The following is a 25,285-nucleotide window of genomic DNA, read 5'->3' as shown; positions in this document are numbered from 1 at the left end:
ACCTGTATTTCGCAGCAACGCTTCCCGACCCGCGTCAAGGCAGGCCTGCATGACCACTCCGCTGATTTCGCCCTCGATCCTTTCTGCCGACTTCGCGCGGCTTGGCGAAGAGGTGCGCGCCGTGGACGAGGCGGGCGCCGACTGGATCCACATCGACGTGATGGACGGGCATTACGTGCCCAATATCACCATCGGTCCGGCGGTGGTGAAGGCGCTGCGCCCGCACACGAAGAAGACCTTCGACGTCCACCTGATGATTGCGCCGGTCGATCCCTATCTCGAAGCCTTCGCCGAAGCGGGCGCGGATATCATTACCGTGCATCCCGAGGCGGGGCCGCACATCCACCGCACGCTCCAGGCGATCAAGAACCTCGGCAAGAAGGCGGGCGTGGTGCTCAACCCGGGCACGCCTGCGAAGATGCTCGACTACCTCATCGAGGAAGTCGACCTCGTGCTGGTGATGAGCGTCAATCCCGGTTTCGGCGGGCAGAGCTTCATCCATTCGCAGCTCCGCAAGATCGAGGCGATCCGCAAGATGATCGACAAGACGGGCAAGGACATCCGGCTCGAAGTCGATGGCGGTGTCGATCCGACCACTGCGCCGCTGTGTGTCGATGCGGGTGCCGACGTGCTGGTCGCGGGCTCGGCCACCTTCCGCGGCGGGCCGGAGAAATACGCGAGCAACATCGCTGCGCTGAAGGGCCAGGGATGAGCGAGGGGCACTCCGACCTGCTGAACGCGGCGCGCGAGGACGCGGCCGACGAGATGCAGGTCGCGCTGCCCCTGTTCGACGACCCCGAGCCCCACGTCGTCGAGGGCGACGAGCCCGAGGTTCAGGCCGAGGAATCTGCAGTCGAAGCTCCGCCAGAACCGGCGCCGCAGCCCAGATCCGTTCCGCCGCCTGCCAATGATGCAGAGCCCGAGCCGCTAGAGCCTGCGCGCGCATTGGTGCCGGCAGATTTCGCCCTGCCGCGCACCGGTCCGATCGAAAGCGTCATGCGTTGGGGCTACCGCCTCGGTATCCCGGGGCCGATCCTCGCCGCACCCTTGCGCAAGCCGGCAAAGCCACGCCTGCTCGGCACAGTCGAAACGCCGCTTGCAGGTGATCGCATCGCAGGCATTTCGCTGCGTGCGGGGCAGATGCAGGTTGCCGGGCTCAAGGCTCCGCTCGACAAGATCGACTACAATTCGCCGTCCAAGCTCACACCGCCCTTCGTGCGGGCGGTGCACGGCTTCCTCTGGATGCGCGATCTCTCTTCCTGCGCGACCCGCGCGCAATGCGCCGGGACGGCAGGCCCGATCTTCGCCGCATGGCTCAAGGCCAATCCGCAGGTCGGCAAGGGTCCGGCATGGAGTGTGGAGCTGGCCGGGCTGAGGCTGCTCAACTGGCTGGTCCACGCACCGATCCTGCTGATCGGCGAGGGCGAGAAGCACAAGCCCGCCATGCTCGAAGCGATGGAGACCACCGCGCGCTGGCTTGACCGGCAAGTCGCGAGCGAGAACGACCGGCTGGCACAGGTTTGCGGCTGGGCGGGGATCACCGCCGCCGGCCTGCTCATGCCCGATGGCAAGCCGCGCCGCCTCTATGGCGAGGCGGGGCTGCTGCGATCGCTGGGCGAACTGGTCAGCGACGACGGCGGCGTGCTTTCGCGCAGCCCGAGCGCGCAGGCCGAAGCGATTGCGCTGCTGATCGACCTTCGCGCCTGCTACGCCGCTGTCGGCCGCGAGCCGCCGCAGGGCATTGAATCGATCCTCGGCCTGCTCGTGCCCGCGCTTCTTTCGCTGCGCATGGGCGACCGCGGGCTGGGCAGTTGGCAAGGCTCTCCAGCGATGAGCGAGGAAGCGCTCGACGCGCTGGTCACTGCAAGCGGGGTGCGGAGCCGCCCGATGCTCGAATCGCGGCACTGGGGATACCAGCGCATTCGCGGCAAGGACGGCGTGCTGGTGTTCGACGCCGCGCCGCCGCCCAAGCCGCGCCATGCACGCCATGCCTGCGCCTCCACGCTCGCCTTCGAATTCTCGCATCGCGCGCAGCGGATCATCGTCAATTGCGGCGGCGCAGAGCTTGCAGGCGCGATGGTTCCGGCGCGCATCGAACAGGGCCTGCGCGGAACCTCCGCCCATTCGACGCTGGTGCTGGAGGAAACGAATTCTACCGCCGTCCTCCTCCACGGGCAGGTCGGCAAGGGTGTCGAGGAAGTCGATTTCTCCCGCGAGACGATCGAGCAGGGCGCGCGCAAGGCGACCAAGTTCGAGGCGGTCCACAATGGCTATGCCTCGCGCTTCGGCCTGCTTCACCGCCGCATCCTGATCCTGTCGGACGATGGCGGCGAATTGCGCGGCGAGGACGTGCTCGAACCCTCCACCCGCAAGGGCAAGCGCGGCAGGATCGGTTTCGCCATGCGCTTCCATCTCGGCCGCGGGATCGAGGCGCGGGTGAGCGACGATGGACACGGTGTGCACCTTGCCCTTCCCGACGCAAGCTACTGGCAATTTCGCCTCGCAGGCACTAGCGGCGAGGCGCACTGCACGCTCGAGGATTCGCTGTGGGTCGATGGCCACGGCCGTCCGCACGAGGTGCAGCAGATCGTGGTCGAAGGCATGGCCGCTCGCAGCGGGGAACGCTTCCCCTGGCTGCTCAAGAAAATGGGATAGAAGTTTCAATGGCAGACGTGGCGATCAAGCGGGCGCTTCTCTCGGTGTCCGACAAGAGCGGTTTGGTTGAGCTGGGCAAGGCGCTGGCCGCCAAGGGCGTGGAACTGGTGTCGACCGGCGGTACCGCAAAGGCGCTGCGCGAGGCGGGCCTCGAGGTGAAGGACGTCTCCGATCTCACCGGCTTCCCCGAGATGATGGACGGCCGCGTGAAGACGCTGCACCCGATGGTCCATGGCGGCCTGCTGGCCGTGCGCGACAATCCCGAACATGCCGCTGCCATGGAAGAGCACGCGATCGGCGCGATCGATCTCGTGGTGGTGAACCTCTACCCGTTCGAAGCCACCGTGATGCGCGGTGCCGAGCGCGACGAAATCATCGAGAATATCGACATCGGCGGCCCCAGCATGGTGCGCAGCGCGGCCAAGAACCACCAGTTCGTCACCATCGTCACCGATCCGGGTGATTACGACACTCTGGTGGGCGAACTCGAAGCAACCGGCGCGACCTCGCTCGACTTCCGCCGCAAGTGCGCGGCCAAGGCCTTCGCGGCGACTGCGGCCTATGATTCGATGATCAGCCAGTGGTTCGCCTTCGCCGACCAGCAGCAGCTCTTCCCCGATTTCCTCGCGGTCAACGGCAAGGCGCCGGTCGAGCTTCGCTATGGCGAGAACCCGCACCAGAAGGCGGCGCTCTACACCCCCAGCGGACCCCACGGAAAAGGCATCGCGCAGGCCGAGCAGCTGCAGGGCAAGGAACTGAGCTACAACAATTACAACGATGCCGACGCCGCGCTCGAACTGTGCGCCGAATTCGCCGGTGACGAACCGGCAGTCGTCATCGTCAAGCACGCCAACCCCTGCGGCGTGGCGCAAGGCTCGACGCTGATCGAGGCTTGGAACGAGGCGCTGGCATGCGACAGCGTGTCGGCCTTCGGCGGCATCGTGGCCGTGAACACCGAACTCGACGGCGAGACCGCCCGCGCGATCTGCGAGATCTTCACCGAAGTCGTCATCGCCCCCTCGGTTTCGGACGAGGCGCGCGAGGCCTTCGCCAAGAAGAAGAACCTGCGCCTGCTCGTCACCGGCGACCTGCCCGATCCGCGTCGTGGCGGATTGCTGGTCAAGCCGATCACCGGCGGCCTGCTGGTGCAGACGCGCGACAATGGCGCGATCACCGAGGCCGATCTCAAGGTCGTCACCAAGCGTGAGCCGACCGAGCAGGAACTGAAAGACTGTCTCTTTGCCTGGATGGTCGCGCGCCATGTAAAGTCGAACGCGATCGTCTACGCCAAGGACGGCGCGACCGCGGGTATCGGCGCAGGCCAGATGAACCGCCGCGATTCCTCGCGCATCGCCGCGATCAAGGCTGCGGAAGCTGCCGAGAAGTATGGCTGGGAGCAGAGCCGCGCCGTCGGAAGCGCGGTGGCCTCGGACGCCTTCTTCCCCTTCGCCGACGGCCTGCTGGCCGCTGCCGAAGCGGGTGCGACCGCGATCATCCAGCCGGGCGGTTCGATCCGCGACGAGGAAGTGATTGCAGCGGCGGACGAGCAGAATCTCGCCATGGTGTTTACCGGAATGCGACACTTCCGGCACTAATCGGGCTGCCCTGCCACGGGGTGGCCGACTGATCGGCTGAACCGTTCACAACCATCGCATTCAGCACGTTGCAATTGGGCGGCGTGTAACCACGTGGGGTATTCCCACGAAAGATAACACTATGAGCCTCTTTACCCCCGACCTCTATCGCAATTTCGGCATCGGATTTTTCGCTGGCGCCATCATCGTCGCTTTTTCGAACGGCGCGGAAATCGTCTCCGCCGTGGCCGCTATCGTCTGATGAAGCGCTTTGCCCTCCTCCTTGCCGCAGGCGCGCTTGCTACGACCGCCGCCTGCCAACAGCCCGCGCTTGCCGCCGAAAAGGTGGTCGAGGCACCTGCTGCAGCGCGCAAGGCGAACGAGGGCACCGGTCTCAAGACGGCGATCTTTGCAGGCGGCTGCTTCTGGGGCGTGGAGGCTGTCTTCAGCCACACCAGGGGCGTCACCAGCGCGGTCTCCGGCTATCACGGCGGGACCAAGCGGCAGGCTGACTACAAGCTCGTCTCCTCCGGCATCACCGATCATGTCGAGGCGGTAAAGGTCACTTACGACCCCAAGGTCGTGCGGTATGATCAGCTGCTGCAGATCTTCTTTTCGGTCGTGATCGATCCGACGCTCAAGAACCGCCAGGGCCCGGATCGGGGCGCGCATTACAATGCCGAGCTGATCCCGGTATCGGCCGAACAGCGCCGTGTTGCCGCGTCCTATCTGGCCCAGCTGAAGAAGAGCGGGCTGTGGGACAAGCCGATCGTCACCAGCATCGAACCGGCCCGCACTTTCTATGCTGCGGAAACCTACCATCAGGATTTCGCCGACAAGAACCCGCGCCACGGCTACATCGTGCGCTGGGATGCGCCCAAGGTCGCCGCGCTCAAGCGTCTTTACCCCTCGCTCTACCGCGCCGAGTTCCGCCGCAACTGACTTGCGCGCATCGCCGTGTGATCCTACCTGTTTCGCATGGCAGGACACTCGCACGCGCATAAGGAACATTCGGGCGACGATCTGATCGACGCAGCCCGCATCACGCTCACCGATTCCGGCGAACAGTGGACGGGCATGCGCCAGTCCGTGTTCGAGGAACTCGCGCGTCACGAAAAACCCGCCAGCGCCTATGACATTGCCGACAACCTCTCGGCAGCGCGCGGCAAGCGCGTGGCGCCCAACAGCGTCTATCGCATCCTCGACCTCTTCGTGCGCACCAATCTTGCGAACCGGATCGAGAGCGCGAACGCCTATCTGGTCAACACCCACCCCGGCTGCCGTCACGATTGCATCTTCCTGATCTGCGACGATTGCGGGAAGGCAACCCACATCGACGACGAGCGCGTTACCGGCGCGCTGCGAGACGCGGGCAAGGACGCGGGCTTTACCGATGTCCGGCCCGTGGTCGAGCTACGCGGGCTGTGCGACGACTGCGCGGCCTAGCCTGCGCCAAGTTGTGCATTTTCAGCGATAAACCGTTCATCGACAGTTCGGAAAACCGCGTGTAAGGCATTCGTATGAGTGAACGCCCCAAGACGCCCCTGCTAGACACGGTCGACACCCCCGCCGACCTCCGCAAGCTAGAGAAAAGCCAGCTTCGCCAGCTCTCCGACGAGCTGCGCGCGGAGATGATCGATGCCGTCGGCACGACCGGGGGGCATCTCGGTTCGGGCCTCGGCGTCGTCGAACTGACTGCGGCGATTCATTACGTTTTCGATACGCCGACCGACAAGCTTGTCTGGGACGTCGGCCACCAGTGCTACCCGCACAAGATCCTGACCGGTCGCCGTGACCGTATCCGCACACTGCGCCAAGGCGGCGGCCTCTCCGGCTTTACCAAGCGCGCGGAGAGCGAATACGACCCGTTCGGCGCAGCGCACAGCTCGACCTCGATCAGCGCGGCACTCGGCTTTGCCATGGCGAACAAGATGCAGGATCGCCCGGGTCGCGGCATCGCGGTCATCGGCGACGGCGCGATGAGCGCGGGCATGGCCTATGAAGCGATGAACAATGCCGAACAGGCGGGCAATCGCCTGATCGTGATCCTCAACGACAACGACATGTCGATCGCACCCCCGGTCGGCGGACTGTCCGCCTATCTGGCGCGGACCGTGTCGAGCAGCGAATATCTCGGCCTGCGCAGCCTCGCCTCGCGCTTGTCGAAGAAGCTCAGCCGCAAGGTGCATGACGGTCTCGAGAAGGCCGAGGAATATGCCCGCGGCATGGTCACCGGCGGCACGCTGTTCGAGGAACTCGGCTTCTATTACGTCGGCCCGATCGACGGCCACAATCTCGACCACCTCATCCCGGTGCTCGAGAATGTGCGCGACAGCGAACAGGGCCCGGTCCTGATCCATGTCGTCACCAAGAAGGGCAAGGGCTACGCGCCTGCCGAGAACAGCGCCGACAAGTATCATGGCGTCGCCAAGTTCGACGTCGTCACCGGCGAACAGAAGAAGTCGAAGGGTGGCCCGCCCGCCTACCAGAACGTCTTCGGCGAAACGCTGGCGAAGATCGCCAATGACGATCCGCGCATCTGCGCCATCACCGCCGCCATGCCGAGCGGTACGGGCGTCGACAAGTTCGCACAGGCGCATCCGGACAAGGCTTTCGATGTCGGCATCGCCGAACAGCACGGCGTGACCTTCGCCGCCGGTCTTGCCGCCGAAGGCATGCGTCCCTTCGCCGCGATCTATTCCACCTTCCTTCAGCGCGCCTACGACCAGGTCGTGCACGACGTGGCGATCCAGAACCTGCCCGTCCGTTTCGCCATCGACCGCGCTGGCCTGGTGGGCGCCGATGGCTGCACCCACGCGGGCTCGTTCGACATCACCTATCTCGCGACGCTGCCGAACATGGTCGTCATGGCCGCTGCCGACGAGGCGGAGCTGGCCCACATGACCTATACGGCCGCCGAATATGACGATGGCCCCATCGCCTTCCGCTATCCGCGCGGCGCAGGCACGGGCGTCGAGATCCCGGAGAAGCTCGAGAAGCTCGAAATCGGCAAGGGGCGTATCGTGCGCGAGGGCACCAAGGTCGCGATCCTCTCGCTCGGCGCGCGCCTTGAAGAAGCCAAGAAGGCTGCCGACCAGCTCGAGGCCAAGGGCCTGTCGACCACGGTTGCCGACATGCGTTTCGCCAAGCCGCTCGATACCGACCTGATCGAAAAGCTGATGCGCAGCCACGAGGTCGTGGTAACTGTCGAAGAAGGCGCGATCGGCGGCCTCGGCGCGCATGTGCTGACCTTCGCATCGGACGAAGGGCTGACCGACAACGGCCTCAAGGTCCGCACCATGCGCCTGCCCGATGTCTTCCAGGACCAGGACGATCCCGCCAAGCAGTATGACGAGGCGGGCCTCAATGCGCCGCAAATCGTCGACAAGGTGCTGAGCGCACTGCGCCATAACAGCACGGGTGTGGAAGAGGCGCGGGCCTGATCGAAGATACCCGCCCGTACTGCGGGAGGTAGGGGGTCCGGGATTAGATACCGCGGGCTCTTGCCAGCGCGGCTTCCATCTGTGTCTCGGCCCCTTCGCGGGCGAATGCATCGCATTCTTCGTTTTGCCTGACCTGCCAGCGAGCGGGTTTGGGATGGGACCAGCAGATATGCTTGATCGCGGCGTTCACACGCTTCCTCATCTCCGCTTCACCCTCATCGGTGGAAAGGTCGAGATCGCCGATCTTCACCGCCTTCGATACGGGCTCGGTCCCCGGCGGGACATCGCGCGGCGCCGTCACCACGATATCGCTATCCTGGGCGATTGCGGCCTGTGCGGATGACGCAAGGCAGACCGCTGCGGCGACAAACGCCAATTCTTGCAAACCTTTCCCCATGACAGATCCTTTCGGCTAACTTGCCGTCTCTCTTTCGACGCGCCTGCCCGGCACCTCGATCCGAGTATTTACAGTGCGCGGGCAACGGGAAGAGCAACATCCGTAAACCTCCTAGGGCCACGTTGTCGGGGGAGAGCACGCGCAGTGCAGCGGAGGGACAGGGTGACGGGCGTCCCGTGTGCTGCCATGGAAGCCGAGAAAGGACCCCACGCCCATGAGCCTGCTGACCATAGACAATGCCGATCACGTTACGACCCTCACGCTGAACCGCCCGGACAGCATGAACCCGCTCGGCGCAGCGGGAGACGGCGATGCTTTCGTCGCCGCATGCGACGCGATCAATGCCGACATGGATGTACGCTGCGTGATCCTGACAGGGGCTGGCCGCTCCTTCAGCGCGGGCGGCGACATCAAGGCGATGAAGGAGAAGACCGGCAATTTCGGCGGCACCGCGCCCGAGATCGCCGACGGCTACCGCAACAACATCCACAAGATCCTGCGCGCGCTCTATGGCCTGCGCGTGCCGCTGATCGCAGCCGTCAACGGGCCGGCAATCGGGCTCGGCTGCGATCTTGCGTGCCTCGCCGACATGCGCATCGCGAGCGACAAGGCCAAGTTCGGCGTCACCTTCCTCAAGCTCGGCATCATTCCGGGCGATGGAGGTACGTGGATCCTGCCGCGGATCATCGGCGAGGCACGCGCGGCAGAGCTGTTCTACACCGGCGATGTGATCGACGCGCCCACCGCGCTCGACTGGGGGCTGGTGAGCCGTGTGGTCGACCATGATGCGTTGATGGACGAGGCGCAAACGCTCGCTGCCAAGGTCGCCGCCATGCCTCCGCATGCGCTGCGACAGGCGAAGAACCTGATGCGGCAGGGGCGCTCGACTTCCTATGACGCGGCGCTCGAGATGGCCGCAAATGCGCAGGCTCTGATGCACTCGACGCAGGATCATATGGAGGGCGTCGAAGCGCTGATCGAGAAGCGCGCGCCGAAGTTCACCGGGCAATAGCCATGGGCGCGGCGCTGGGAATTCCCGAGTGGTTGGCGGGCACCCTGTTCGTCGTCGGTTTTCTCCTGATCGTGGGTGCGGTTGCCTGGCGAAACACGGCACGCCAGATCGCGCGCACCGAGGCGAAGAGAGTTTCTCCAACGCGAGACCAGTTCATCGCGATGATGGCGCCGGATGTATCCGGGGAAACGGCTTGCTTCCTGTGGGACACTGCAATCGAGTATCTGGAACCCCGGCTTGCCCCGCATCCCGATGATGATCTCGCCAAGGACCTGCCCATCGCGGATGAGGACTGGAGCATTTACTGGCCTGACGAGTATGCGGAGATGAAAGGCTTCAATGCGAGCAATCTCGCCGACTGGCCCGACGATTGGCCGCCGACACTGCGCAATTTCGGCAAGTGGCTCGATATGTCGCCTAAGGCCTAGCCGACCCAGCGCCAGATGCCTGCGGGCATGCCGTTGGCATGGATGTGGCCGAAGGTCGCCAGAAGCCAGATCACGATGCCGCCGATCCACGCCGCAGGCCCGGCTTTCAAGAGCGCACCGAAGCGCGGCCAGTAGCTGGTCTTCGCCTCCCATCCGGTCCAGGCGCTGCCCATCAGCACCTCTTTCTTGCGGTCCTGCATATGCGCGCCGACCAGCGCGAGGAATCCGATCGCTCCCGCAAGGATGAACTGGCGCGGCGTGGGGCTGACCAGCACATGCACCAGCGCCCAGAGGGCAAAGGACCACATCATCGGGTGGCGCGTGATCAGGAAGACGCCATGCGGCTCTTTCGCGGCGAGCTTTTCGGCACCGGGAGCAGGCAGGGCAGGATTGCCGATGTAGGAGCCGGCCAGCATGACCGAGGCGACCAGCATGATCAGCGTAGCTGCGATCCAGATCACGTCACCCGAACCGTTCCATGCCGGTGTCCCGCCGGGCCCGACGTCCCTAAACGCAAGAACCATCCAGACCAGCGTCGCCAATGCGACGATCGAATAGATTCCGAGGAAACCCTTCTCCCCCGCTCTGGCCACGATGGGCGCGCGCAGCGGGTGCGACAGGGCGAAATGCGTGCCGACAAAGGCAACCGAGGCGGCAAGAAGCGCAAGCATAGGTGTCATAGGTCCCTCCCGATGGAGGGAAGCTATCACAAGCCGCTCCGGCGGCAAATCTCGCTCAGTTGTTCTCGATGCCGATCAGCTTGACCTTGAACAATAGGGTCGCCCCGCCCGGGATCGGGCCCTTGCCCTTCGGACCATAGGCGACGTCCGCGGGCGCAGCGATCTCGATCGTGTCGCCGACGCCCATCTGCGGGATCGCCATCTGCCAGGCCTTGATAAGGCGGCTCAGCGGGAAGGTCGCCGGTTCGCCGCGGTCGAAGCTGGAATCGAAGGTCTCGCCGTCGATGAAGGTGCCCGCGTAATGCACGGTCACCGTATCCGCGACACTCGGCTTATCCTGCGACCCGGTATATTCGACATATCGCCAGCGCAGCCCGCCATCCATCGAATACCAGCCATCCTCGGCCTTGAGACCGGCGAGATAGGCTTGCTGCGCGCTCATCCACGCAAGGTCCTGCGAGCGGTCGGGCCCGCTCTCGTCCTGCGCGGTGGCAGCCTGGAAACCGACAGCCGCAAAGGCCGCCAGCAGGGCGAGTATCATCGAACGCATCGGTCTTTGGGTCCTTACCAGTCGAATGCCTTGGGAAGATCGCTCTCGTCGAGGTCGCGGTAGCGATCCTTGAGGCGGCTCTGATGGTTTTCGAGCGGCTGCGCAACCCCGTCGATATAGACCTGCGTCGGCACCGAGCCGACCTCCAGCGGATCGCCGTCCCAGACCACGATATCGCCAGCGGCACCCGGCACGAGCGACCCTGCGCGTCCAGCCAGGCCGCTGATCTCGGCAGGGACCGAGCTGATCGCAGCAAAGGCCTGTCCCCAGCTCAGCCCGTCGGCGCCCGGCACGCGGGTCAGCGCGACGAGGTTGCCGGCATACTGGTTGAGGTTGCGCGGGTTCTCCATTGCAGAAGCGTTGATCGCGACCTTCACGCCTGCTGCCGCCATGCGACCGACATTCGACTGGGTGCTGGCGAGTTCTTCAAAACTGCGCGGCAGATCGTCGAGGCCATCGGCAATCACGGGGACACCGGCCGCTGCGATTTCGGGAGCGACCAGCCAGCCCTCGCTTGCGCCGACCAGCACGAGATCGAGCGAGCGGTATTCACGCTTGAGGCCGAGCACGGCACGAATGTCCGAGGCACGTTCCACCGCGACATACAGCTTCTGACGGCCGTTCACGACTGGCACCAGCGCCTCTGCATCGGCGCGGGTGAGCATGGCGCTTTCCGCGTCCCAGCGGCCATTGGCGAAGTCGCGGGCCTCGCGCAGCGCATTGGCGAACTCGGCGTAGGTCGCAGCACGGCTTCCGCCTGCAAGACGCGCCCCGGTTTCACCGAGGTGCACGACCTGGAAGGCACGCGGCGTGGTGACCGGATCGGCATCGTCGCCGAGGTCGATCACCGTGCCCTGACCACCGAAGATCGAACCGGTGTTGGTCAGCACGGTCGCAGCGCGGGTCACACCTGCAGCGCGGTGGATCTTGATATGCTGCGAATCCGGGTTGATCGCACGGCTCACGTCGAGCGCTGCATTGAAGGGCGAATCCCCGGCGCGCGTATCGTTCGATTCGCTGACCGCGCCGACGTCCCACAGGCCGAGCGTCGTGACCGTGGCGAAGAGGCCGGGAGTGACCCACGTATCCGCAGGAAGCTCGATCAGCTGGATGGGTGTTTCGGGCATGCCGGAAGCGGGACCGGCATAGACGACCTTGCCGCCGCGTACGAGGACGGCGCCGTTCTCGATCGGTTCGCTGCCGTCGCCAGTGGCGAGCGTTACGCCGCTCAGCGCGAAGTCCTGTGCCATGGCCGGAGTGGCCGCGAGCGCGATTGCGCTGGCGGCAAGTGTGAGGAGGCGCATCATTTCACATCTCCTTCACCGGGCTGGCCGAGCTCGAAATCGCTTACCGGCCGGCGCTTGCGGTCCATGGAATCGTACATCAGGGCGCCGTCGATCCAGACCTTTTCGGGCCGCGAATAGACGGATAGCGGATCGCCGTTCCACAGGACGACATCGGCCATCTTGCCCGGCTCGAGGCTGCCGGTCATCGCGTCGATGCCCATCGCCTTTGCTGGATTCAATGTGATCCACGAGATCACCGTCGCATCGGAAATCTCGATGCCGGCGCGGCGACCTGCCGCCTGTGCCTTGGCGGCTTCCTGGTTGAGGCGCTGGATGCCGTTCGCATCGTCGGAATGGATGACCACGCAGGCATCCTCGCGCTGGAGGTAGGCGGCGTTTTCGAGGATGCCGTCATAGGCCTCCATCTTGAAGCCGTACCAGTCGGCCCAGATCGCGCTGCAGACGCCGTTTTCGCGCAGCAAATCGCCGATCTTGTAAGCTTCCACAGCGTGGTGGAAGGCGGAGACTTTGTAGCCCATCTCCTTGGCCATATCCATCACCAGCGCCATTTCGTCGGCGCGGTAGCAGTGGTTGTGGACGAGGATGTCGCCGTCGAGCACGCCGACCAGCGTTTCCTTGGCGAGGTCGCGCTTCTCGCGGTCGCCCTCGGCATAGGCACGGGCATCGAGCCATGTCTGCCGGTTGACTGCGAAGTTGCCCATGCGGGTCGAAGGCATGCGTCCGCGGCCGCCATAGACGCGCTTGGGGTTCTCACCACAGGCCATCTTGAAGCCATAGGGCGCGCCGGGGAACTTCATTCCCTGCACGGTGCGCGCGGGCACGTTCTTGATGGTGGAGCTGCGGCCGCCCATCAGGTTCGCCGAGCCGGGCAGGATCTGGAGGCTGGTCACGCCGCCATTGGCAAGCGCGCGCGAGAAACCCGGATCCTGCGGCCAGATCGAATGTTCGGCCCAGACTTCCGGGGTCGTCGGGCTGGTCGCCTCGTTGCCGTCCGAATGCGCATCGACTGCGGGGCTGGGGTAGTCGCCGAGGTGCGAATGGATGTCGATGATGCCGGGAGTGACGTATTTGCCGGCCGCATCGACGCGGTCATAGCCGTCGGTCGAAAGCGAGGCATCGCCGATAGCCACGACTTCGCCGTCGCGGAACAGGACCGTGCCGTTGTCGATCCTGCCGCCCTTGCCGTCGAATACGGTAGCCCCGACCAGCGCAGTCGGGCGTCCGGGATAGGGACGGTAGGTGCTGGGGAACGGCTCGTTGCCGTCCTGGCCGGTGGGCACCGTCCATTCCTTGTCCGGCTTGGACGCAGACGCGGTTTCGTTTCCGGTGCCAGAAGTGGCACATGCGGCGAGGCCTGCGGCGAGCGCAAGCGGGGCAAGTCTTTTCATGCAGTCCCCCAAAAGTGAACGGGCCGGAGCATTGCTGCCCCGGCCCGTCCGGTCAATCCAATTTGGTCGAGGGAAATCGTCCGTCGGACGATCCCCCGCCCGTTATCAGCTGCGCGACGTCGGGTGGACGCCGGCTTCCTGCGCCTCGAGACCGGCTTCCGCCTGACCTTCGAGCGCATCGTCCTTGATCGTGTCGAGGTGCATCAGGCGCTTGATCAGCGGGCTGACGACCATGACGCCGACACCGATGGCAATCGCGTACCAGCCGACGGTCGAGTAGACGTCGAGCACGACCTGCTTGCCGGCTTCCTCGCCGACACCTTCGCCGCCGGTTGCGGCAGCGATCAGGCCGGCTGCGAAGTTACCGGTGGCCGAGGCGAAGAACCAGGTACCCATGATGAGCGAGGCCATGTGGGCCGGGCTCAGGCGGTTCATTGCCGAGAGGCCGACAGGCGAAAGGCAAAGCTCGCCGGTGGTGTGCAGCAGGTAGATGAGGAAGATGAAGATGACCGGCGTCGGTACGTTGATGCCAACGCTTTCCGCGCCCCACACGAGGACGAGGAAGCCGAGACCGACCTGGATCACGGCGAGGCCGAACTTCATCGGCGTGCTGGGTTCCGCGCCCTTGCGAGCGAGGCCCTGCCACAGCATCGCGAAGAGCGGGGCCAGCAGCACGATGTAGATCGCGTTGATCGACTGGAACATCGATGCGTTCACGCCCTGCGTATCGACATGGCGATCGGTAAAGACGTTCAGCGACGAACCGGCCTGCTCGAACAGCGCCCAGAAGACGATCGAGGTCAGGATGAGGAACATGGCCGCGAAGATGCGGTCACGCTCTTCGGGAGCCAGCTTGGTCACTGCGGTGAACAGCACGTAGAGCACGAGACCGCCGCCGAACACGCCGAGCACGGTGCCGACCAGTTCCTGGTACTGGATAGCGGCCCAGCACAGTGCGACCATTGCAAGGCCCGCACCGTAGATGACGAATTCCTTGCCGCCCTTGATCTTGGCCGGGTCCTTGGGTTCGCCCTGGCCGAGCAGCAGTGGCTTGCCGATGACGAAGAAGATGAGGCCGATGAGCATGCCGATGCCGGCAAGACCGAAGCCGTATTCCCAGCCGTAGGTCTGGCCGAGATAGCCGCAGATGATCGATGCGGTAGCCGCACCGACGTTAATGCCCATGTAGAAGATGGTGTAGGCCGGATCGCGGCGCACGTCGGTGCGCGGATAAAGCTGGCCGACGATGACCGAGATGTTGGCCTTGAGGAAGCCCGAGCCCACGATGATGAGGGCAAGTGCCAGCCAGAAGACGTTGATCATCGGATCTGCCTGTCCGCCCGACCCTTCGAAGGCCATGAAGAAGTGGCCGAAGGTCAGCAGGACTGCGCCGAAGAGGACCGCCTTGCGCTGGCCGATATACTGGTCGGCCAGATAGCCGCCCACCACCGGTGCGATGTAGACGAGCGCGGTGTAGGCGCCGTAGATCACGTAGGCCTTTTCTTCCGCGAACATCCAGTGCTGGATGAGGTAGAAGATCAGCAGGGCGCGCATGCCGTAGTAGGAGAAACGCTCCCACATTTCGGCCATGAACAGGAGGAACAGGCCCTTGGGGTGCCCGATAACCTCTTCCTGCGGGCGGGTGATCAGCACCACGCCGCCGATGAGAAATGCTGCCAGTGCGACCACGGCAACCCTGAAAGTCCACATTTCGAACGCTGAGTCGAATGTGAAGAAGACGCCTTCTACCATCGAATCCGGTATCCCTTGTTTTGTCGAAAGGCCGGCTTCGTGCGCGACCCCTCCCCGAAGAAGCGCGCACCCTAGCGGTCTGGCGCGCAATGTGAAGCATTAGTTACAGGCGAGACCAACTGTCACGAGATTGTCGGGAACCTTGCGCGCCGCGCTGTATTATGGCACTGATGCACTATACGACAATCGGGGATTCGCCATGAGCAACCAGTCCAAGCCCGTCTACCTCAAGCTGCGCGACATGATCGCGGCGGCGATCATCGACGGGCAGTACCGTGAAGGCGAGATGTTGCCGTCGGTACGCGCGCTGGCGGCAGAGCAGGGCGCCAACCCCCTTACCGTTGCGAAGGCCTACCAGCAGTTCCAGAACGACGGCCTCGTCGAAGTACAGCGCGGCGTCGGCATGTATGTGGCCAAGGGGGCATCTGCCACTTTGCGCGAGCGCGAGCGTGAAGCCTTTCTCAAGGAAGAATGGCCCGAGATCCGTACGCGGATGGACCGCCTTGGAATCGCTCCTGCAGACCTGCTCGCGGACGCCTGATCAAGGGCGCATACCGGCAAGTAACTGACAGCTTGCGGAAATCCACCTTATCTGCCACAAAATCGACTTGAGGGGTCGTCTCGATTACGCCCGTAAGGGTCGCATAAAAGGTATTTGACTACCGCGTAAGCGTTAGTCAGGAGAGCGTAGATGATCCGATCCGAACTTCTCACGGCGATTGCTGAAGACAATCCCGAACTGCGCGCCGAAGAGGTGGAGCAGGTCGTCGACATATTTTTCGAGGAAATCGCCCAGCGCCTGTCCGAGGGTGGCCGTGTCGAATTGCGCGGCTTCGGTGCCTTCTCCACGCGCGAACGCGAAGCCCGCAAGGGCCGCAATCCGCGCACCGGCGAAATGGTCGACGTGCCCGCCAAGCGCGTGCCTTATTTCAAGCCGGGCAAGGAAATCCGCGAGCGCCTGAACGAGAAGTAATCGCGCCGCCGCTCCGTTTGAGCGATTGCAGCCAATCCAATCAATGGCTAGGCACGCTCCCTGCTGATCAAGCGGGTGTGGCGGAATGGTAGACGCCGGGGACTTAAAATCCCCTGTCCCTTGGACGTGTGGGTTCGAGTCCCACCACCCGCACCAGGCCCTTTCCCGAACCATCGTCGCAGGCGCGGCCCCCAGTCGCGCAGTGCCGGGCCGGGCATCTTATATTCGTATTAACCCGTAGGCCGATAATAGACGAAACCGAAGGGGCATTAGGCCAAGACCATCGCCAGCGGACATCGCGTCCGTGACCGATCTTGGGGGTACGAAATACGATGGATTACTCCGCTGCGCTGAATGCGGATGACAGGAACGAAGCCGACGCGGTCGAGCTGCGCGGGGCACCGCGGTTCACATCGCTGATCCGGGCCGCGAAGATCGTGAGCGGGCAGGGCGAGTTTCTCTGCGTCATCAGGGACGTGTCGGCCACCGGCATCTCCTTCCGCAGCTTCCATGCCCTTCCCGACGACACAAAGCTCGCGCTCGAGCTCCAGAACGGCGAGAGCTACGAGATCACCGAGGTACGCCGCGACGGTTTCGAGGCGAGCTACCGTTTCGAAGAGCCGGTCGAGGTGGAAAAGCTGATCCACGAGACCTGGAATTTCCCCAAGCGCCAACTGCGCCTGAATCTCGCGATCCCGCTGACCATTTCGACCCTGTCGGGCAAGGCGCAGGCGACGACAGTCAACCTGTCGCAGCAGGGTGCGCGCGTCGAGTGCGACGAGGCTTTCGCGATCGACCAGCGGCTCGCCGTGACCGGGGAAGGGCTTCCGGAGACGCGCGCGACCGTGCGCTGGCGCCGCGATGCCGAATACGGCCTGGTGTTCGACAACACGCTCTCGCTGAGGGAATTCGCGATGCTCGCCGCCGCGGTCCAGTGCCCTGGCATGTTGCAGGAACAGCCCCTCTGACGCTGTTTTTGCTCAAGGCATTAAGTACCTTTTAACCAATATCCTTCACTTCCGGTTTGACAACAAATCGGGGGTATTCATGGGTACGACCAACAATCCGCTCAAAGTCGACGTTGCAATCATCGGAGCGGGTCCTGCCGGTCTCACTGCAGGCTATCTGCTGACCAAGCAGGGCAAGACTGTCGCGATCATCGAGAAAGACGACACCTACGTCGGCGGCATCAGCCGTACGGTCGAACATGAAGGCTACCGCTTCGACATCGGCGGCCACCGCTTCTTCTCCAAGAGCCAGCAGGTCGTCGACCTGTGGAACGAGATCCTGGGCGAGGACGACTTCATCCAGCGCCCGCGCATGAGCCGCATCTATTACGAGGGCAAGTTCTACAGCTATCCGCTGCGTGCCTTCGAAGCGCTCTGGAACCTCGGGATCCTGCGCTCGACCGTCTGCATGGCGAGCTACCTCCAGTACAAGCTCTTCCCCAAGAAGGACGTGAAGAGCTTCGAGGACTGGACCGTGAACCAGTTCGGCCACAAGCTCTATTCGATCTTCTTCAAGACCTACACCGAGAAGGTGTGGGGTATGCCCTGCGACGAGATGAGCGCCGACTGGGCCGCCCAGCGCATCAAGGGCCTCTCGCTCTGGGGCGCGGTGGTCGATGGCCTCAAGCGCAGCCTCGGCCTCAACAAGAAGCCGAACGACGGCATGGCAACCAAGACGCTGCTCGAAACCTTCCGCTACCCGCGTCTCGGCCCGGGCATGATGTGGGATGCCGCGCGCGACAAGATCATTGCCTCGGGCAAGGGCCACATCATCATGGGTCATGGCCTTAAGCAGCTTTCGGCCAACACCGATGGCAGCTGGCGCATGAGCGCCGAAGGCCCCGATGGCGACATCGTCATCGAAGCGGAACACGCGATCAGCAGCGCGCCGATGCGCGAGTTGTCGAAGCGTCTGCACCCGCTGCCGCAGTCGACGCTGCAGGCGAACGACCTCAAGTATCGCGACTTCCTGACCGTGGCGCTGATGGTCGAGGGCGAAGACCTCTTCCCCGACAACTGGATCTACATCCACGACAGCAAGGTGAAGGTCGGCCGCGTGCAGAACTTCCGCAGTTGGTCGCCGGAAATGATCCCGGACGAAGACATGGCCTGCGTCGGTCTCGAATACTTCTGCTTCGAAGGCGATGGCCTCTGGTCGATGGATGACGAAGACCTCGTCAAACTCGCGACCGACGAAATGGAAATTCTCGGCCTTGTCGACCGCAAGAAGGTCAAATCGGGCGCCGTGGTCCGCCAGGAAAAGGCCTATCCGGTCTATGACGAGGACTATGCCGCCAATGTCGATGCCATGCGCATCGAGCTGGAGGAAAAGCACCCGACGCTGCACCTCGTGGGCCGCAACGGCATGCACCGCTACAACAACCAGGATCACGCCATGATGACCGCCATGCTGACGGTGGAGAACATCATCGCCGGCGAGCGCGTCTATGACACCTGGTGCGTCAACGAGGACGCCGAATATCACGAAGCCGGCGACGAGGGTGCCGAAAGCACGCTGCCCAACCGCCAGCTGACCGAAGACCAGGCCGCCGCGCTGAACTCGGTCCGTGATGTTCCGACCAAGGTCGACGCCAAGGATCGCGAGGCCGCTTAAGGCCTGACGAACGAGGGGGAACGGGGCATGAGTGAAGTGATCTCGAGGCTGCAGCGCATACGCCTCCTGCGCTACGGTTTCGCCAGCGTTGCGGCGCTGGCGGTGGACATGGGCCTCTTCCTCGCCCTCCTCGCCTTCGCGGTTCCCGCCGCACTCGGGTCGGCGGCCGCCTATTCGGCCGGCATCCTGACCCACTGGCTGATTTCCAGCCGTGCGGTTTTCAACGACACCGTCGCCGAGCGCGGTCCCGAACGCACCCGCCAGAAGGCACTGTTCGTGGGCTCCGCGCTTGTCGGCCTTGCGCTGACCACGGCAATCGTAGGCCTGGGCGAGATTGCCGGTATCGATCCGCGTCTCTCCAAGCTGGCTGCAATTGTCGTCAGCTTTGCGGCGACCTGGCTCTTGCGCAGCCGCGTGGTCTTCCGCTCTAACGCCTGACATGGCTTACGACCGGCGTGCGCGCCTCGGGGAATTTCCCCTCGGACAGATCATTCTTGCCTGGCTAGCAGTCAGCGCGATCCTGTTCCTGACCGGTCTGCCTTCGCTGTTGAAGGGCCAGTTTCCCGATCCCGACGACGTGCTCCGCCTCGTGCAGGTGCGCGATTTGCTGGCGGGACAGGCATGGTTCGATCCGATGCAGTATCGCATCGATCCGCCCGCAGGCACGGCGATGCACTGGTCGCGGCTGGTCGATGTGCCGCTTGCCGCCGTCATCATGCTCTTCACCCCGCTCGTGGGGCAGGCGAATGCCGAACAGGTGGCGCTGATCGCGCTGCCGATCATCACCTTCGGCCTGGCCGCCGCCGTCATCGGCCGCCTCGCATGGCGCCTGCTCGGCACCCGCGCCGCGATCTTTGCCGTGCTTGCCTGCGGTTTCCTGCCTGCGCTGCTGTTCCAGTTCCGCCCGATGCGGATCGACCATCACGGCTGGCAGATATTCAGCGTCGCGGTGGCGCTATGGGCGATCAGCTGGCGCGATGCGCGCAAGGGCGGCTGGGTAGCGGGTATCGCCATGGCGTTCGGCCTGTCGATCTCGCTCGAAATCCTTCCCATGGCCGGCGCATTCGGGGCGATCCTGTTCGTGCGCTGGTGGCTCGACCATGCGCAGCGCGGCTGGCTGGTGGCCTATATGCAGGCGCTGTCGGGCGGCTTGCTGCTGTTCTATCTCGCGACCCGTGGCCCCTCGGCCTGGACGCAATATTGCGATTCCATCTCGCCCGCGCATCTCGGCTTCTTCCTTGTTGCCGCGCTCGGAACTTGGATCCTGGCCAAGACGACCAAGTTGCGCGGCTTCGGCCTGATCCTGCTGTTCTCGCTGGTCGGGGCGGCGGCATTTGCGACCTACGCCCTGTCTTCGCCCGATTGCCTGCGGACACCCTTTGCCGCACTCGATCCGGCGGTCGATGCCTTCTGGTATCGCCGCGTCCTCGAAGGCCAGCCCTTCTGGGTGCAGGCCGCGGCGGTCGTCGTCCCTGCCCTGATCCAGATGACCGCGGCTGTCGGCGCGACCATTGCGATCCGCGCGCAGTCCATGGGCTGGATGCGCGTCTGGTGGACCGAATATCTCGCGCTGCTGCTCGCATCGATCGTGCTGGCCCTGCTGGTCGCCCGTTCGCTCGCGCTCGCATCGATCATTGCCGCGATCCCGCTCGGCTGGCTGGCAACCCGCCTGCTGGAACGTGTGCGGATGGAGAAAGCGATCGCGGCGCGTATCGCCTCGGTCCTGATCCTGATCATGCTGCTCGTGCCCATGACCCCGGTCACCCTGTGGCAGAACCTTGCGCCCGATACGCAAGTGGAAGGAAAGCCCGCTCGCAGCGTGGATGAGGCGCGCTGCGTCATCCGCGAACAGGCGGGCCTGCTCGGCAAGCTCCCGCAGGGGACCGTCTTCGCGACGCTCGATATCGGACCGTCGATCCTGCTCGAAAGCCATCACGGTGTGGTCGCGACGGGGCATCACCGCGCCAACGAGGCGATGGCGGACGTCATCAACGGGTTCACGAAGGCGGCAGACGAGGCGCGACCGATCATAGCATCGCGCGGTGCAGACTACGTCGCGCTGTGCAGCGACCTGGTCGAAGCTTCGATGTTCACGGCGCTCGCGCCGGACGGGCTTGGCGCCGATCTGGTAGCTGGCAATCCGCCCGAATGGCTCGAGCCTGTGGACCTCGGCGGGCCGGAAGAATTCCTGGTCTACCGCGTAGTCGACTAGGCCGGGACGAAGTCCATCGCGGCACCATTGATGCAGTGACGCTTGCCGGTCGGCCGGGGCCCGTCGTTGAAGATATGCCCCAAATGCCCGCCGCAATCGGCGCAATGCACTTCGGTGCGCGGGTAGCCGATCTTGTAATCGGTGCTGGTGCCCACCGCGTCGGGGAGGGCTTTCCAGAAACTGGGCCAGCCGGTGCGCGAATCGTATTTCGTCTTCGAGGAATAGAGCTTGTTGCCGCAGCCGGCGCACACGAAGGTGCCTGCCCGCTTCTCGTCATTGAGCGGGGAGGAGTAGGGCCGTTCGGTGCCCGCCTCGCGCAGGATGTAGAACTCGCTCTTCGTCAGCTTCTTGCGCCACTGCGCCTCGCTCAGCGAGATCGGGAAATCCTTCGCCTGCGCCGCACTAGATCCGCAGGCCGCAAGCGTGGTTGCAGCCACGCCTGTGCCCAGCAGTCCGAGAAAGGCGCGCCGGTTCCTGAGTGTATCGTGCATGGGTCTTCTCATAGGCTCCTGCCCATGAATACGCCCGGAACGCGCGAAAGTTACATCAGAACTCGGTGATCTCGACCTCGAGCTTGCGGAAGCCGTGGACGAAGTTCGCCCGCACGCGTTCCACGTCGCCTGCAAGATGCACGCGCATGCGGCGCTTGTGCATTTCCTCGAGCAGGACGCGCAGTTGCAGTTCGGCGAGACGCGCACCGACGCAGCGGTGGATGCCGTAGCCGAAGGCGATGTGGCGCCGGGCATTCTCGCGCGTGATGTCGAGCTTGTCGGGATTCTCGAAGACGGTCTCGTCGCGATTGGCCGACAGGTACCAGAGCACGACCTTGTCGCCCTTCTTGATCTGCTGGCCGAAAACCTCGGTATCCTCGGTGCAGGTGCGGCGCATATGCGCCAGCGGGGTCTGCATGCGCAGGATTTCCTGCACCGCGTTAGGGATCAGGTCGGGCTGCTGCTCGAACAGCTTGCGCTGGTCGGGGTTCTTGTCGAGCTGGTAGATGATCCCGCTCATCGAATTGCGGGTCGTGTCGTTGCCGCCCACGATCAGCAGGACGAGATTGCCCATGAATTCTTCCGGGCGCATCTGGTTCATCGCCTCGGAGTGGATCATCATGCTGATGAGGTCGTCGCCCGGCTCCTTGTCGTGCGTACGCTCTACCCACAGCGACTGGAAATAGGCCGCCATCTCGTGGAGGAAGCCCCAGCGCATCTCGTCGAGCGAGCGGACTGTGGCGAGTTCGGTATCGCCCGACCAGTCGGACCAGAACGTCAGCAGGCGGCGGTCTTCCCAGGGGAAGCCGAAGAGGATGGCGAGCATGCCGGTGGTAAGCTCGATGGAGACCTTGTCGACCCAGTCGAAAACCTCGCCGCGCGGAAGCGAATCGAGCAGCTCGCCCGTGCGCTGGCGGATCTCGCCTTCCATCTCGGCCATGCCGGAGGGCGTGAACTTGGGCGCCACGGTGCGGCGCTGGCCGGTATGCTGCGGGCGGTCCATCGCGATGAACATCGGCAATTCGCGCCGGTCCACGCCTGCCTCGGCGATTTCTTCCTCGCTCAGGCGGTTGAGGATGGTGATCCCGCCATGCTCCCAGCTGGACGAGAAGGTCTCGGGCAGCGCCTCGATATGCTGGATCGCCTTGTGGCCGACCACTGCCCAGTAGGGGCCGAAGGGGCTTTCGGGGATGTAATGAAGCGGTCCCGCCTCGCGCATTTCGCGGAAGATCGGCTGCCAGGTGTTCTCGGCATAGATATCGCTGCGGCTGACATCCCACTTGTGGGTGTGGTTCAGACGTTCCTCGGGATGCTCGGCGAAATGCTTCTTGAGCGCTTCATATGCCGTCGGCGAGGTGCGGCATTCTGGCCGCGCGGGCGCGATGGTAGCCATTGGATTCTCCTCTCGCACACCATCCTGCCTTAACTGACAGGCGTGTCAATAGTGCGTTTCAAAAGCGAACCTATCGCAATGAAATGGCGGCTCATTGCAAGGATACGACGCCGCCAGGCCGGAGGTCTATGTGCCCTGTTTGCGCGCGAAGAGGCCGAATATTCCCTTGCGTCCGCCTGAGCCCTTGCCCGATTTCATCACCCGGCGGCGGAACAGCGTCGCCCCGCCCTTGATGAAGAGCGCCACCCACAAGGCCTGCCATCCGAGCGCCAGGATGTGCGGCCAGATGTCGGGCGATTGTGCCGCGCGTGCGAGCATTGCGAAGGGCGAGGAAAGCGGGAAGACCGCCGCGAAGATCTCGAGCGGCGTTCCGGGCGAGGTCATCGCGTAGGCGGCAAGGAAGAAGACCACCAGCTGAGCCATGGTGACCGGCATGGACAGCGTCTGCACTTCGCGCACGGTGGTCGCCATGCTGCCGATCGTCAGGAACAGCGATCCGAGCAACAGGTAACCCATGGCGAAATAGGCGACACCGAGCAGTGCGAAGAGTGGCCAGCCCAGCGCGGGGTCGGGAATGTCGGGCAGGGCTTCGCCGGCGAGCAGGAACAGCGCCCCGCCAAAGCTCCCCCAGACCGCGATGCCCACGAAACTGACGCCGAGCATCGCGAAGAGCTTGCCGAAGAACACTGCGTCCATCGGGATTGCCGCGGCCAGCACCTCGATCACCTTATTGGCCTTTTCCTCGACCAGGTTCGACAGCACCATGCCTGCCAGCAGCATCATCAGCAGGAACAGCAGCAGCTGGCCCGCCTGTGCCGTGCGTATGCGATCGGAGCGCGCAGCGGCCGCCGTATCGGCAAGCGGGCGCTCCTCGATCTTCGGGAACGTGGTCGGCGCACTTCCGGTCGCCATGGCGGCCATCAGCGAGACGGCCCCGTCCCAGCGGTGGATCTGGATATGCGGGCCGGTGAGGACGGGGTTCTCAAGGTCGCCGCTAAGCAGGACTGCGTGATTAGTCCTCCCCAGGACCTCCTCGGCTTCCTCGCCCTCCTCGGGCGTCAGGACAACCAGTTCGGGCAGTCCATCCATCGTGCCGAGCGCGCGTTCGCGTGCCGCGAGGATCGCCGCGCTATCCTCTTCGGACATGACGAGCGCGATCGAATTGACCGACACTTCGCGCTGGACCTGACCGCCTACACCGCTTGCCAGGCTGGCAACGATGAAGGGGAACAGCGGGCCGAGCAGGAAGATGAAAAAGGCGCGGCTGAACAGGATCGCCTTGAAGTCGCGTCGGGCGACCACCCATGCCGCCTGCAGGAGCGAAAGGCGTGACGCTTCGTCGGACGTGTTCATTGGCCTGCCTCCGCTGTGCCTTCCTCGAGCGCCCGTGCCGCCGCCTCGCCGGCGATTTCGACGAAGGCATCATGGAGCCCCGCGCGTTCGATCGAGAGCGAGAGGATGCCCGCCTCGCCGTCGATCAGGCGCTTGAGCAGCGCTTCGATCCCGCTATCGGGAATAGGGAAATACCAGAAATGCCCACCGCCCGACTTGGTGTCGTGGCGCGCATCGTCGGGCAGGGCGGAACGCCACTCGCCGCTCTCGTTGCGGGTTTCGAGACGGACCTGCGCCGGAATGCGGTCACGTGCCGCGTCGACCGAGCCGGCATAGGGCACGCGCCCCCCGGCGATGATTGCGACATCGTTGCAGAGCCGTTCGGCGTGATGGATCACATGGGTCGAGAAGATGACCGTGGTCCCCTGATCGGCAAGTTCGCGGATCAGGCCTTCGAGCTTACCCTGGTTGATCGCGTCGAGCCCGCTGAAGGGTTCGTCGAGCACCACGAGCCTCGGCCTGTGTACCAGCGTTCCGAGCAGCTGTACCGTCTGGGCCATGCCCTTGGAAAGCTGGCGGATCTGGCGGTCGATGGCATGGCCGAGACCGTGGTTCTCCATCAGCTCGCGCCCGCGCTTGCGCCCTTCGTCGAGCGACAGGCCGCGCAGCGAACCCATGAAGGCGATGGCCTCGTCGCATTTCATGGCGGGATAGAGGCCGCGCTCCTCGGGCAGGTAGCCGATCCACTTGGCGATTTCGTGCGGGCGGTCATGCCCGAAAACGCGGCGCACGCCTTCGTCGGGATCGATAATGCCGAGCAGCATGCGCAGCGTCGTGGTCTTGCCGGCGCCATTGGGGCCGAGGATGCCGTAGATCGCACCTTCGGGAACGGATATGTCGACCCCGTCGACGGCAAGCGTGTCGTCGAAGCGCTTGACCAGCCCGCGCGCCTCGATGGCGAGCTGGCGGTTGTGTTCTGCGGGATTTCGCGACATCGCACCTGTCTTGGTCAACATGGACCCAAGGCATAGGCGCGCGAAGTGAACGGGAGCAACAGCAAGTTTGGTTAAGGCCGC

At 64.3% G+C, this 25,285-nt stretch carries 24 protein-coding genes and 1 tRNA gene; 15 read left to right on the top strand and 10 right to left on the bottom strand.

What is annotated here, in order from left to right:
* Window positions 1–49 precede the first annotated feature (49 nt).
* The 6 genes from rpe (at window position 50) to dxs (ending at window position 7,672) form a co-directional block, all read left to right on the top strand.
* The gene (gene rpe / locus K3165_RS08115; protein WP_221548234.1) at window positions 50–712 is read left to right on the top strand and encodes a ribulose-phosphate 3-epimerase; all 663 of its coding nucleotides are present in this window, start codon (window positions 50–52) and stop codon (window positions 710–712) included.
* Window positions 709–2,655 carry a heparinase II/III family protein gene (locus K3165_RS08110; RefSeq protein WP_221548233.1) on the top strand — a complete coding sequence of 649 codons (1,947 nt, stop codon included), beginning with the start codon at window positions 709–711 and terminating at the stop codon, window positions 2,653–2,655. The genes rpe and K3165_RS08110 overlap by 4 nt, the downstream gene beginning before the upstream one ends.
* Before the next feature lie 8 nt (window positions 2,656–2,663).
* Window positions 2,664–4,250, top strand: coding sequence for a bifunctional phosphoribosylaminoimidazolecarboxamide formyltransferase/IMP cyclohydrolase (gene purH / locus K3165_RS08105; RefSeq protein ID WP_221548232.1), 1,587 nt, complete (start codon window positions 2,664–2,666; stop codon window positions 4,248–4,250).
* A 240-nt stretch (window positions 4,251–4,490) separates the two neighbouring features.
* Window positions 4,491–5,171: a peptide-methionine (S)-S-oxide reductase MsrA gene (msrA, locus tag K3165_RS08100; RefSeq protein ID WP_221548231.1), complete on the top strand. Its 681-nt coding sequence runs from the start codon at window positions 4,491–4,493 to the stop codon at window positions 5,169–5,171.
* Window positions 5,172–5,207: 36 nt separating this feature from the next.
* Window positions 5,208–5,675 (top strand): Fur family transcriptional regulator, encoded by a 468-nt coding sequence (locus K3165_RS08095; RefSeq protein WP_221429809.1) that lies wholly within the window; start codon window positions 5,208–5,210, stop codon window positions 5,673–5,675.
* Between the two features lie 74 nt (window positions 5,676–5,749).
* The gene (dxs, locus tag K3165_RS08090; protein ID WP_221548230.1) at window positions 5,750–7,672 is read left to right on the top strand and encodes a 1-deoxy-D-xylulose-5-phosphate synthase; all 1,923 of its coding nucleotides are present in this window, start codon (window positions 5,750–5,752) and stop codon (window positions 7,670–7,672) included.
* A 43-nt stretch (window positions 7,673–7,715) separates the two neighbouring features.
* On the opposite strand, the gene K3165_RS08085 is transcribed toward dxs, so the two are convergent.
* Window positions 7,716–8,069: a UrcA family protein gene (locus tag K3165_RS08085; RefSeq protein WP_221548229.1), complete on the bottom strand. Its 354-nt coding sequence runs from the start codon at window positions 8,067–8,069 to the stop codon at window positions 7,716–7,718.
* Window positions 8,070–8,283: 214 nt separating this feature from the next.
* On the opposite strand from K3165_RS08085, the gene K3165_RS08080 reads away from it, so the two are divergent.
* On the top strand, window positions 8,284–9,081 hold the full coding sequence (locus tag K3165_RS08080) for a crotonase/enoyl-CoA hydratase family protein (RefSeq protein WP_221548228.1): 798 nt from the start codon (window positions 8,284–8,286) through the stop codon (window positions 9,079–9,081).
* A gap of 2 nt (window positions 9,082–9,083) precedes the next feature.
* Entirely contained in the window at window positions 9,084–9,509 is a 426-nt protein-coding gene (locus K3165_RS08075; RefSeq protein ID WP_221548227.1) for a hypothetical protein, read from the top strand.
* Here K3165_RS08075 and K3165_RS08070 read toward each other — a convergent pair.
* The 5 genes from K3165_RS08070 to K3165_RS08050 form a co-directional block, all read right to left on the bottom strand.
* Entirely contained in the window at window positions 9,506–10,189 is a 684-nt protein-coding gene (locus K3165_RS08070; RefSeq protein ID WP_221548226.1) for an NnrU family protein, read from the bottom strand. The two genes, K3165_RS08075 and K3165_RS08070, sit on opposite strands and share 4 nt — an antisense overlap.
* A 55-nt stretch (window positions 10,190–10,244) precedes the next feature.
* Window positions 10,245–10,739: an FKBP-type peptidyl-prolyl cis-trans isomerase gene (locus K3165_RS08065; protein WP_345720686.1), complete on the bottom strand. Its 495-nt coding sequence runs from the start codon at window positions 10,737–10,739 to the stop codon at window positions 10,245–10,247.
* Between the two features lie 14 nt (window positions 10,740–10,753).
* Window positions 10,754–12,046: an amidohydrolase family protein gene (locus K3165_RS08060; protein ID WP_221548225.1), complete on the bottom strand. Its 1,293-nt coding sequence runs from the start codon at window positions 12,044–12,046 to the stop codon at window positions 10,754–10,756.
* Window positions 12,043–13,434: an amidohydrolase gene (locus K3165_RS08055; protein WP_221548224.1), complete on the bottom strand. Its 1,392-nt coding sequence runs from the start codon at window positions 13,432–13,434 to the stop codon at window positions 12,043–12,045. Before K3165_RS08055 ends, K3165_RS08060 begins: the two co-directional genes overlap by 4 nt.
* Before the next feature lie 105 nt (window positions 13,435–13,539).
* Window positions 13,540–15,186, bottom strand: a complete 1,647-nt coding sequence (locus K3165_RS08050; RefSeq protein ID WP_221548223.1) for a peptide MFS transporter — start codon at window positions 15,184–15,186, stop codon at window positions 13,540–13,542.
* A gap of 199 nt (window positions 15,187–15,385) precedes the next feature.
* Here K3165_RS08050 and K3165_RS08045 point away from each other — a divergent pair, with 199 nt between their 5' ends.
* From K3165_RS08045 to K3165_RS08015, 7 genes are all read left to right on the top strand, one after another.
* On the top strand, window positions 15,386–15,727 hold the full coding sequence (locus K3165_RS08045; protein ID WP_221548222.1) for a GntR family transcriptional regulator: 342 nt from the start codon (window positions 15,386–15,388) through the stop codon (window positions 15,725–15,727).
* 150 nt (window positions 15,728–15,877) lie between these two features.
* Window positions 15,878–16,159 (top strand): integration host factor subunit beta, encoded by a 282-nt coding sequence (locus K3165_RS08040; RefSeq protein WP_221548221.1) that lies wholly within the window; start codon window positions 15,878–15,880, stop codon window positions 16,157–16,159.
* Between the two features lie 71 nt (window positions 16,160–16,230).
* Window positions 16,231–16,315 (top strand) — tRNA-Leu (locus K3165_RS08035).
* Between the two features lie 176 nt (window positions 16,316–16,491).
* Window positions 16,492–17,127: a PilZ domain-containing protein gene (locus K3165_RS08030; RefSeq protein ID WP_221548220.1), complete on the top strand. Its 636-nt coding sequence runs from the start codon at window positions 16,492–16,494 to the stop codon at window positions 17,125–17,127.
* 79 nt (window positions 17,128–17,206) lie between these two features.
* Window positions 17,207–18,781 carry an NAD(P)/FAD-dependent oxidoreductase gene (locus K3165_RS08025; protein ID WP_221548219.1) on the top strand — a complete coding sequence of 525 codons (1,575 nt, stop codon included), beginning with the start codon at window positions 17,207–17,209 and terminating at the stop codon, window positions 18,779–18,781.
* A gap of 27 nt (window positions 18,782–18,808) precedes the next feature.
* A complete protein-coding gene (locus tag K3165_RS08020) occupies window positions 18,809–19,219 on the top strand; it encodes a GtrA family protein (protein ID WP_221548218.1) in 411 nt (136 codons plus the stop codon).
* 1 nt (window position 19,220) lies between these two features.
* Window positions 19,221–20,993: a hypothetical protein gene (locus tag K3165_RS08015; RefSeq protein ID WP_247713916.1), complete on the top strand. Its 1,773-nt coding sequence runs from the start codon at window positions 19,221–19,223 to the stop codon at window positions 20,991–20,993.
* Here K3165_RS08015 and msrB read toward each other — a convergent pair.
* From msrB to K3165_RS07995, 4 genes are all read right to left on the bottom strand, one after another.
* Window positions 20,990–21,484 carry a peptide-methionine (R)-S-oxide reductase MsrB gene (msrB, locus tag K3165_RS08010; RefSeq protein ID WP_221548217.1) on the bottom strand — a complete coding sequence of 165 codons (495 nt, stop codon included), beginning with the start codon at window positions 21,482–21,484 and terminating at the stop codon, window positions 20,990–20,992. The two genes, K3165_RS08015 and msrB, sit on opposite strands and share 4 nt — an antisense overlap.
* Window positions 21,485–21,539: 55 nt before the next feature.
* Entirely contained in the window at window positions 21,540–22,877 is a 1,338-nt protein-coding gene (locus K3165_RS08005; protein WP_221548216.1) for a cytochrome P450, read from the bottom strand.
* A gap of 126 nt (window positions 22,878–23,003) precedes the next feature.
* The gene (locus K3165_RS08000) at window positions 23,004–24,230 is read right to left on the bottom strand and encodes an ABC transporter permease (RefSeq protein WP_221548215.1); all 1,227 of its coding nucleotides are present in this window, start codon (window positions 24,228–24,230) and stop codon (window positions 23,004–23,006) included.
* On the bottom strand, window positions 24,227–25,225 hold the full coding sequence (locus K3165_RS07995; RefSeq protein ID WP_247713915.1) for an ABC transporter ATP-binding protein: 999 nt from the start codon (window positions 25,223–25,225) through the stop codon (window positions 24,227–24,229). Before K3165_RS07995 ends, K3165_RS08000 begins: the two co-directional genes overlap by 4 nt.
* Between the last annotated feature and the right edge of the window lie 60 nt (window positions 25,226–25,285).

This window comes from Qipengyuania xiamenensis (assembly GCF_019711495.1).
In the GTDB taxonomy this organism is placed as follows: Bacteria; Pseudomonadota; Alphaproteobacteria; order Sphingomonadales; family Sphingomonadaceae; genus Qipengyuania; species Qipengyuania xiamenensis.
Note: the sequence above shows the minus strand (reverse complement) of the source record. Positions and strands in the feature narration are given on the sequence as shown.

What these genes read in the sequence shown, in the direction of transcription:
- rpe (WP_221548234.1), top strand. Translation starts at nt 50, where the DNA reads ATGACCACTCCGCTGATTTCGCCCTCGATCCTTTCTGCCGACTTCGCG.
- K3165_RS08110 (WP_221548233.1), top strand. Translation starts at nt 709, where the DNA reads ATGAGCGAGGGGCACTCCGACCTGCTGAACGCGGCGCGCGAGGACGCG.
- purH (WP_221548232.1), top strand. Translation starts at nt 2,664, where the DNA reads ATGGCAGACGTGGCGATCAAGCGGGCGCTTCTCTCGGTGTCCGACAAG.
- msrA (WP_221548231.1), top strand. Translation starts at nt 4,491, where the DNA reads ATGAAGCGCTTTGCCCTCCTCCTTGCCGCAGGCGCGCTTGCTACGACC.
- K3165_RS08095 (WP_221429809.1), top strand. Translation starts at nt 5,208, where the DNA reads ATGGCAGGACACTCGCACGCGCATAAGGAACATTCGGGCGACGATCTG.
- dxs (WP_221548230.1), top strand. Translation starts at nt 5,750, where the DNA reads ATGAGTGAACGCCCCAAGACGCCCCTGCTAGACACGGTCGACACCCCC.
- K3165_RS08085 (WP_221548229.1), bottom strand. Translation starts at nt 8,069, where the DNA reads ATGGGGAAAGGTTTGCAAGAATTGGCGTTTGTCGCCGCAGCGGTCTGC.
- K3165_RS08080 (WP_221548228.1), top strand. Translation starts at nt 8,284, where the DNA reads ATGAGCCTGCTGACCATAGACAATGCCGATCACGTTACGACCCTCACG.
- K3165_RS08075 (WP_221548227.1), top strand. Translation starts at nt 9,084, where the DNA reads ATGGGCGCGGCGCTGGGAATTCCCGAGTGGTTGGCGGGCACCCTGTTC.
- K3165_RS08070 (WP_221548226.1), bottom strand. Translation starts at nt 10,189, where the DNA reads ATGACACCTATGCTTGCGCTTCTTGCCGCCTCGGTTGCCTTTGTCGGC.
- K3165_RS08065 (WP_345720686.1), bottom strand. Translation starts at nt 10,739, where the DNA reads ATGCGTTCGATGATACTCGCCCTGCTGGCGGCCTTTGCGGCTGTCGGT.
- K3165_RS08060 (WP_221548225.1), bottom strand. Translation starts at nt 12,046, where the DNA reads ATGATGCGCCTCCTCACACTTGCCGCCAGCGCAATCGCGCTCGCGGCC.
- K3165_RS08055 (WP_221548224.1), bottom strand. Translation starts at nt 13,434, where the DNA reads ATGAAAAGACTTGCCCCGCTTGCGCTCGCCGCAGGCCTCGCCGCATGT.
- K3165_RS08050 (WP_221548223.1), bottom strand. Translation starts at nt 15,186, where the DNA reads ATGGTAGAAGGCGTCTTCTTCACATTCGACTCAGCGTTCGAAATGTGG.
- K3165_RS08045 (WP_221548222.1), top strand. Translation starts at nt 15,386, where the DNA reads ATGAGCAACCAGTCCAAGCCCGTCTACCTCAAGCTGCGCGACATGATC.
- K3165_RS08040 (WP_221548221.1), top strand. Translation starts at nt 15,878, where the DNA reads ATGATCCGATCCGAACTTCTCACGGCGATTGCTGAAGACAATCCCGAA.
- K3165_RS08030 (WP_221548220.1), top strand. Translation starts at nt 16,492, where the DNA reads ATGGATTACTCCGCTGCGCTGAATGCGGATGACAGGAACGAAGCCGAC.
- K3165_RS08025 (WP_221548219.1), top strand. Translation starts at nt 17,207, where the DNA reads ATGGGTACGACCAACAATCCGCTCAAAGTCGACGTTGCAATCATCGGA.
- K3165_RS08020 (WP_221548218.1), top strand. Translation starts at nt 18,809, where the DNA reads ATGAGTGAAGTGATCTCGAGGCTGCAGCGCATACGCCTCCTGCGCTAC.
- K3165_RS08015 (WP_247713916.1), top strand. Translation starts at nt 19,221, where the DNA reads ATGGCTTACGACCGGCGTGCGCGCCTCGGGGAATTTCCCCTCGGACAG.
- msrB (WP_221548217.1), bottom strand. Translation starts at nt 21,484, where the DNA reads ATGCACGATACACTCAGGAACCGGCGCGCCTTTCTCGGACTGCTGGGC.
- K3165_RS08005 (WP_221548216.1), bottom strand. Translation starts at nt 22,877, where the DNA reads ATGGCTACCATCGCGCCCGCGCGGCCAGAATGCCGCACCTCGCCGACG.
- K3165_RS08000 (WP_221548215.1), bottom strand. Translation starts at nt 24,230, where the DNA reads ATGAACACGTCCGACGAAGCGTCACGCCTTTCGCTCCTGCAGGCGGCA.
- K3165_RS07995 (WP_247713915.1), bottom strand. Translation starts at nt 25,225, where the DNA reads ATGTTGACCAAGACAGGTGCGATGTCGCGAAATCCCGCAGAACACAAC.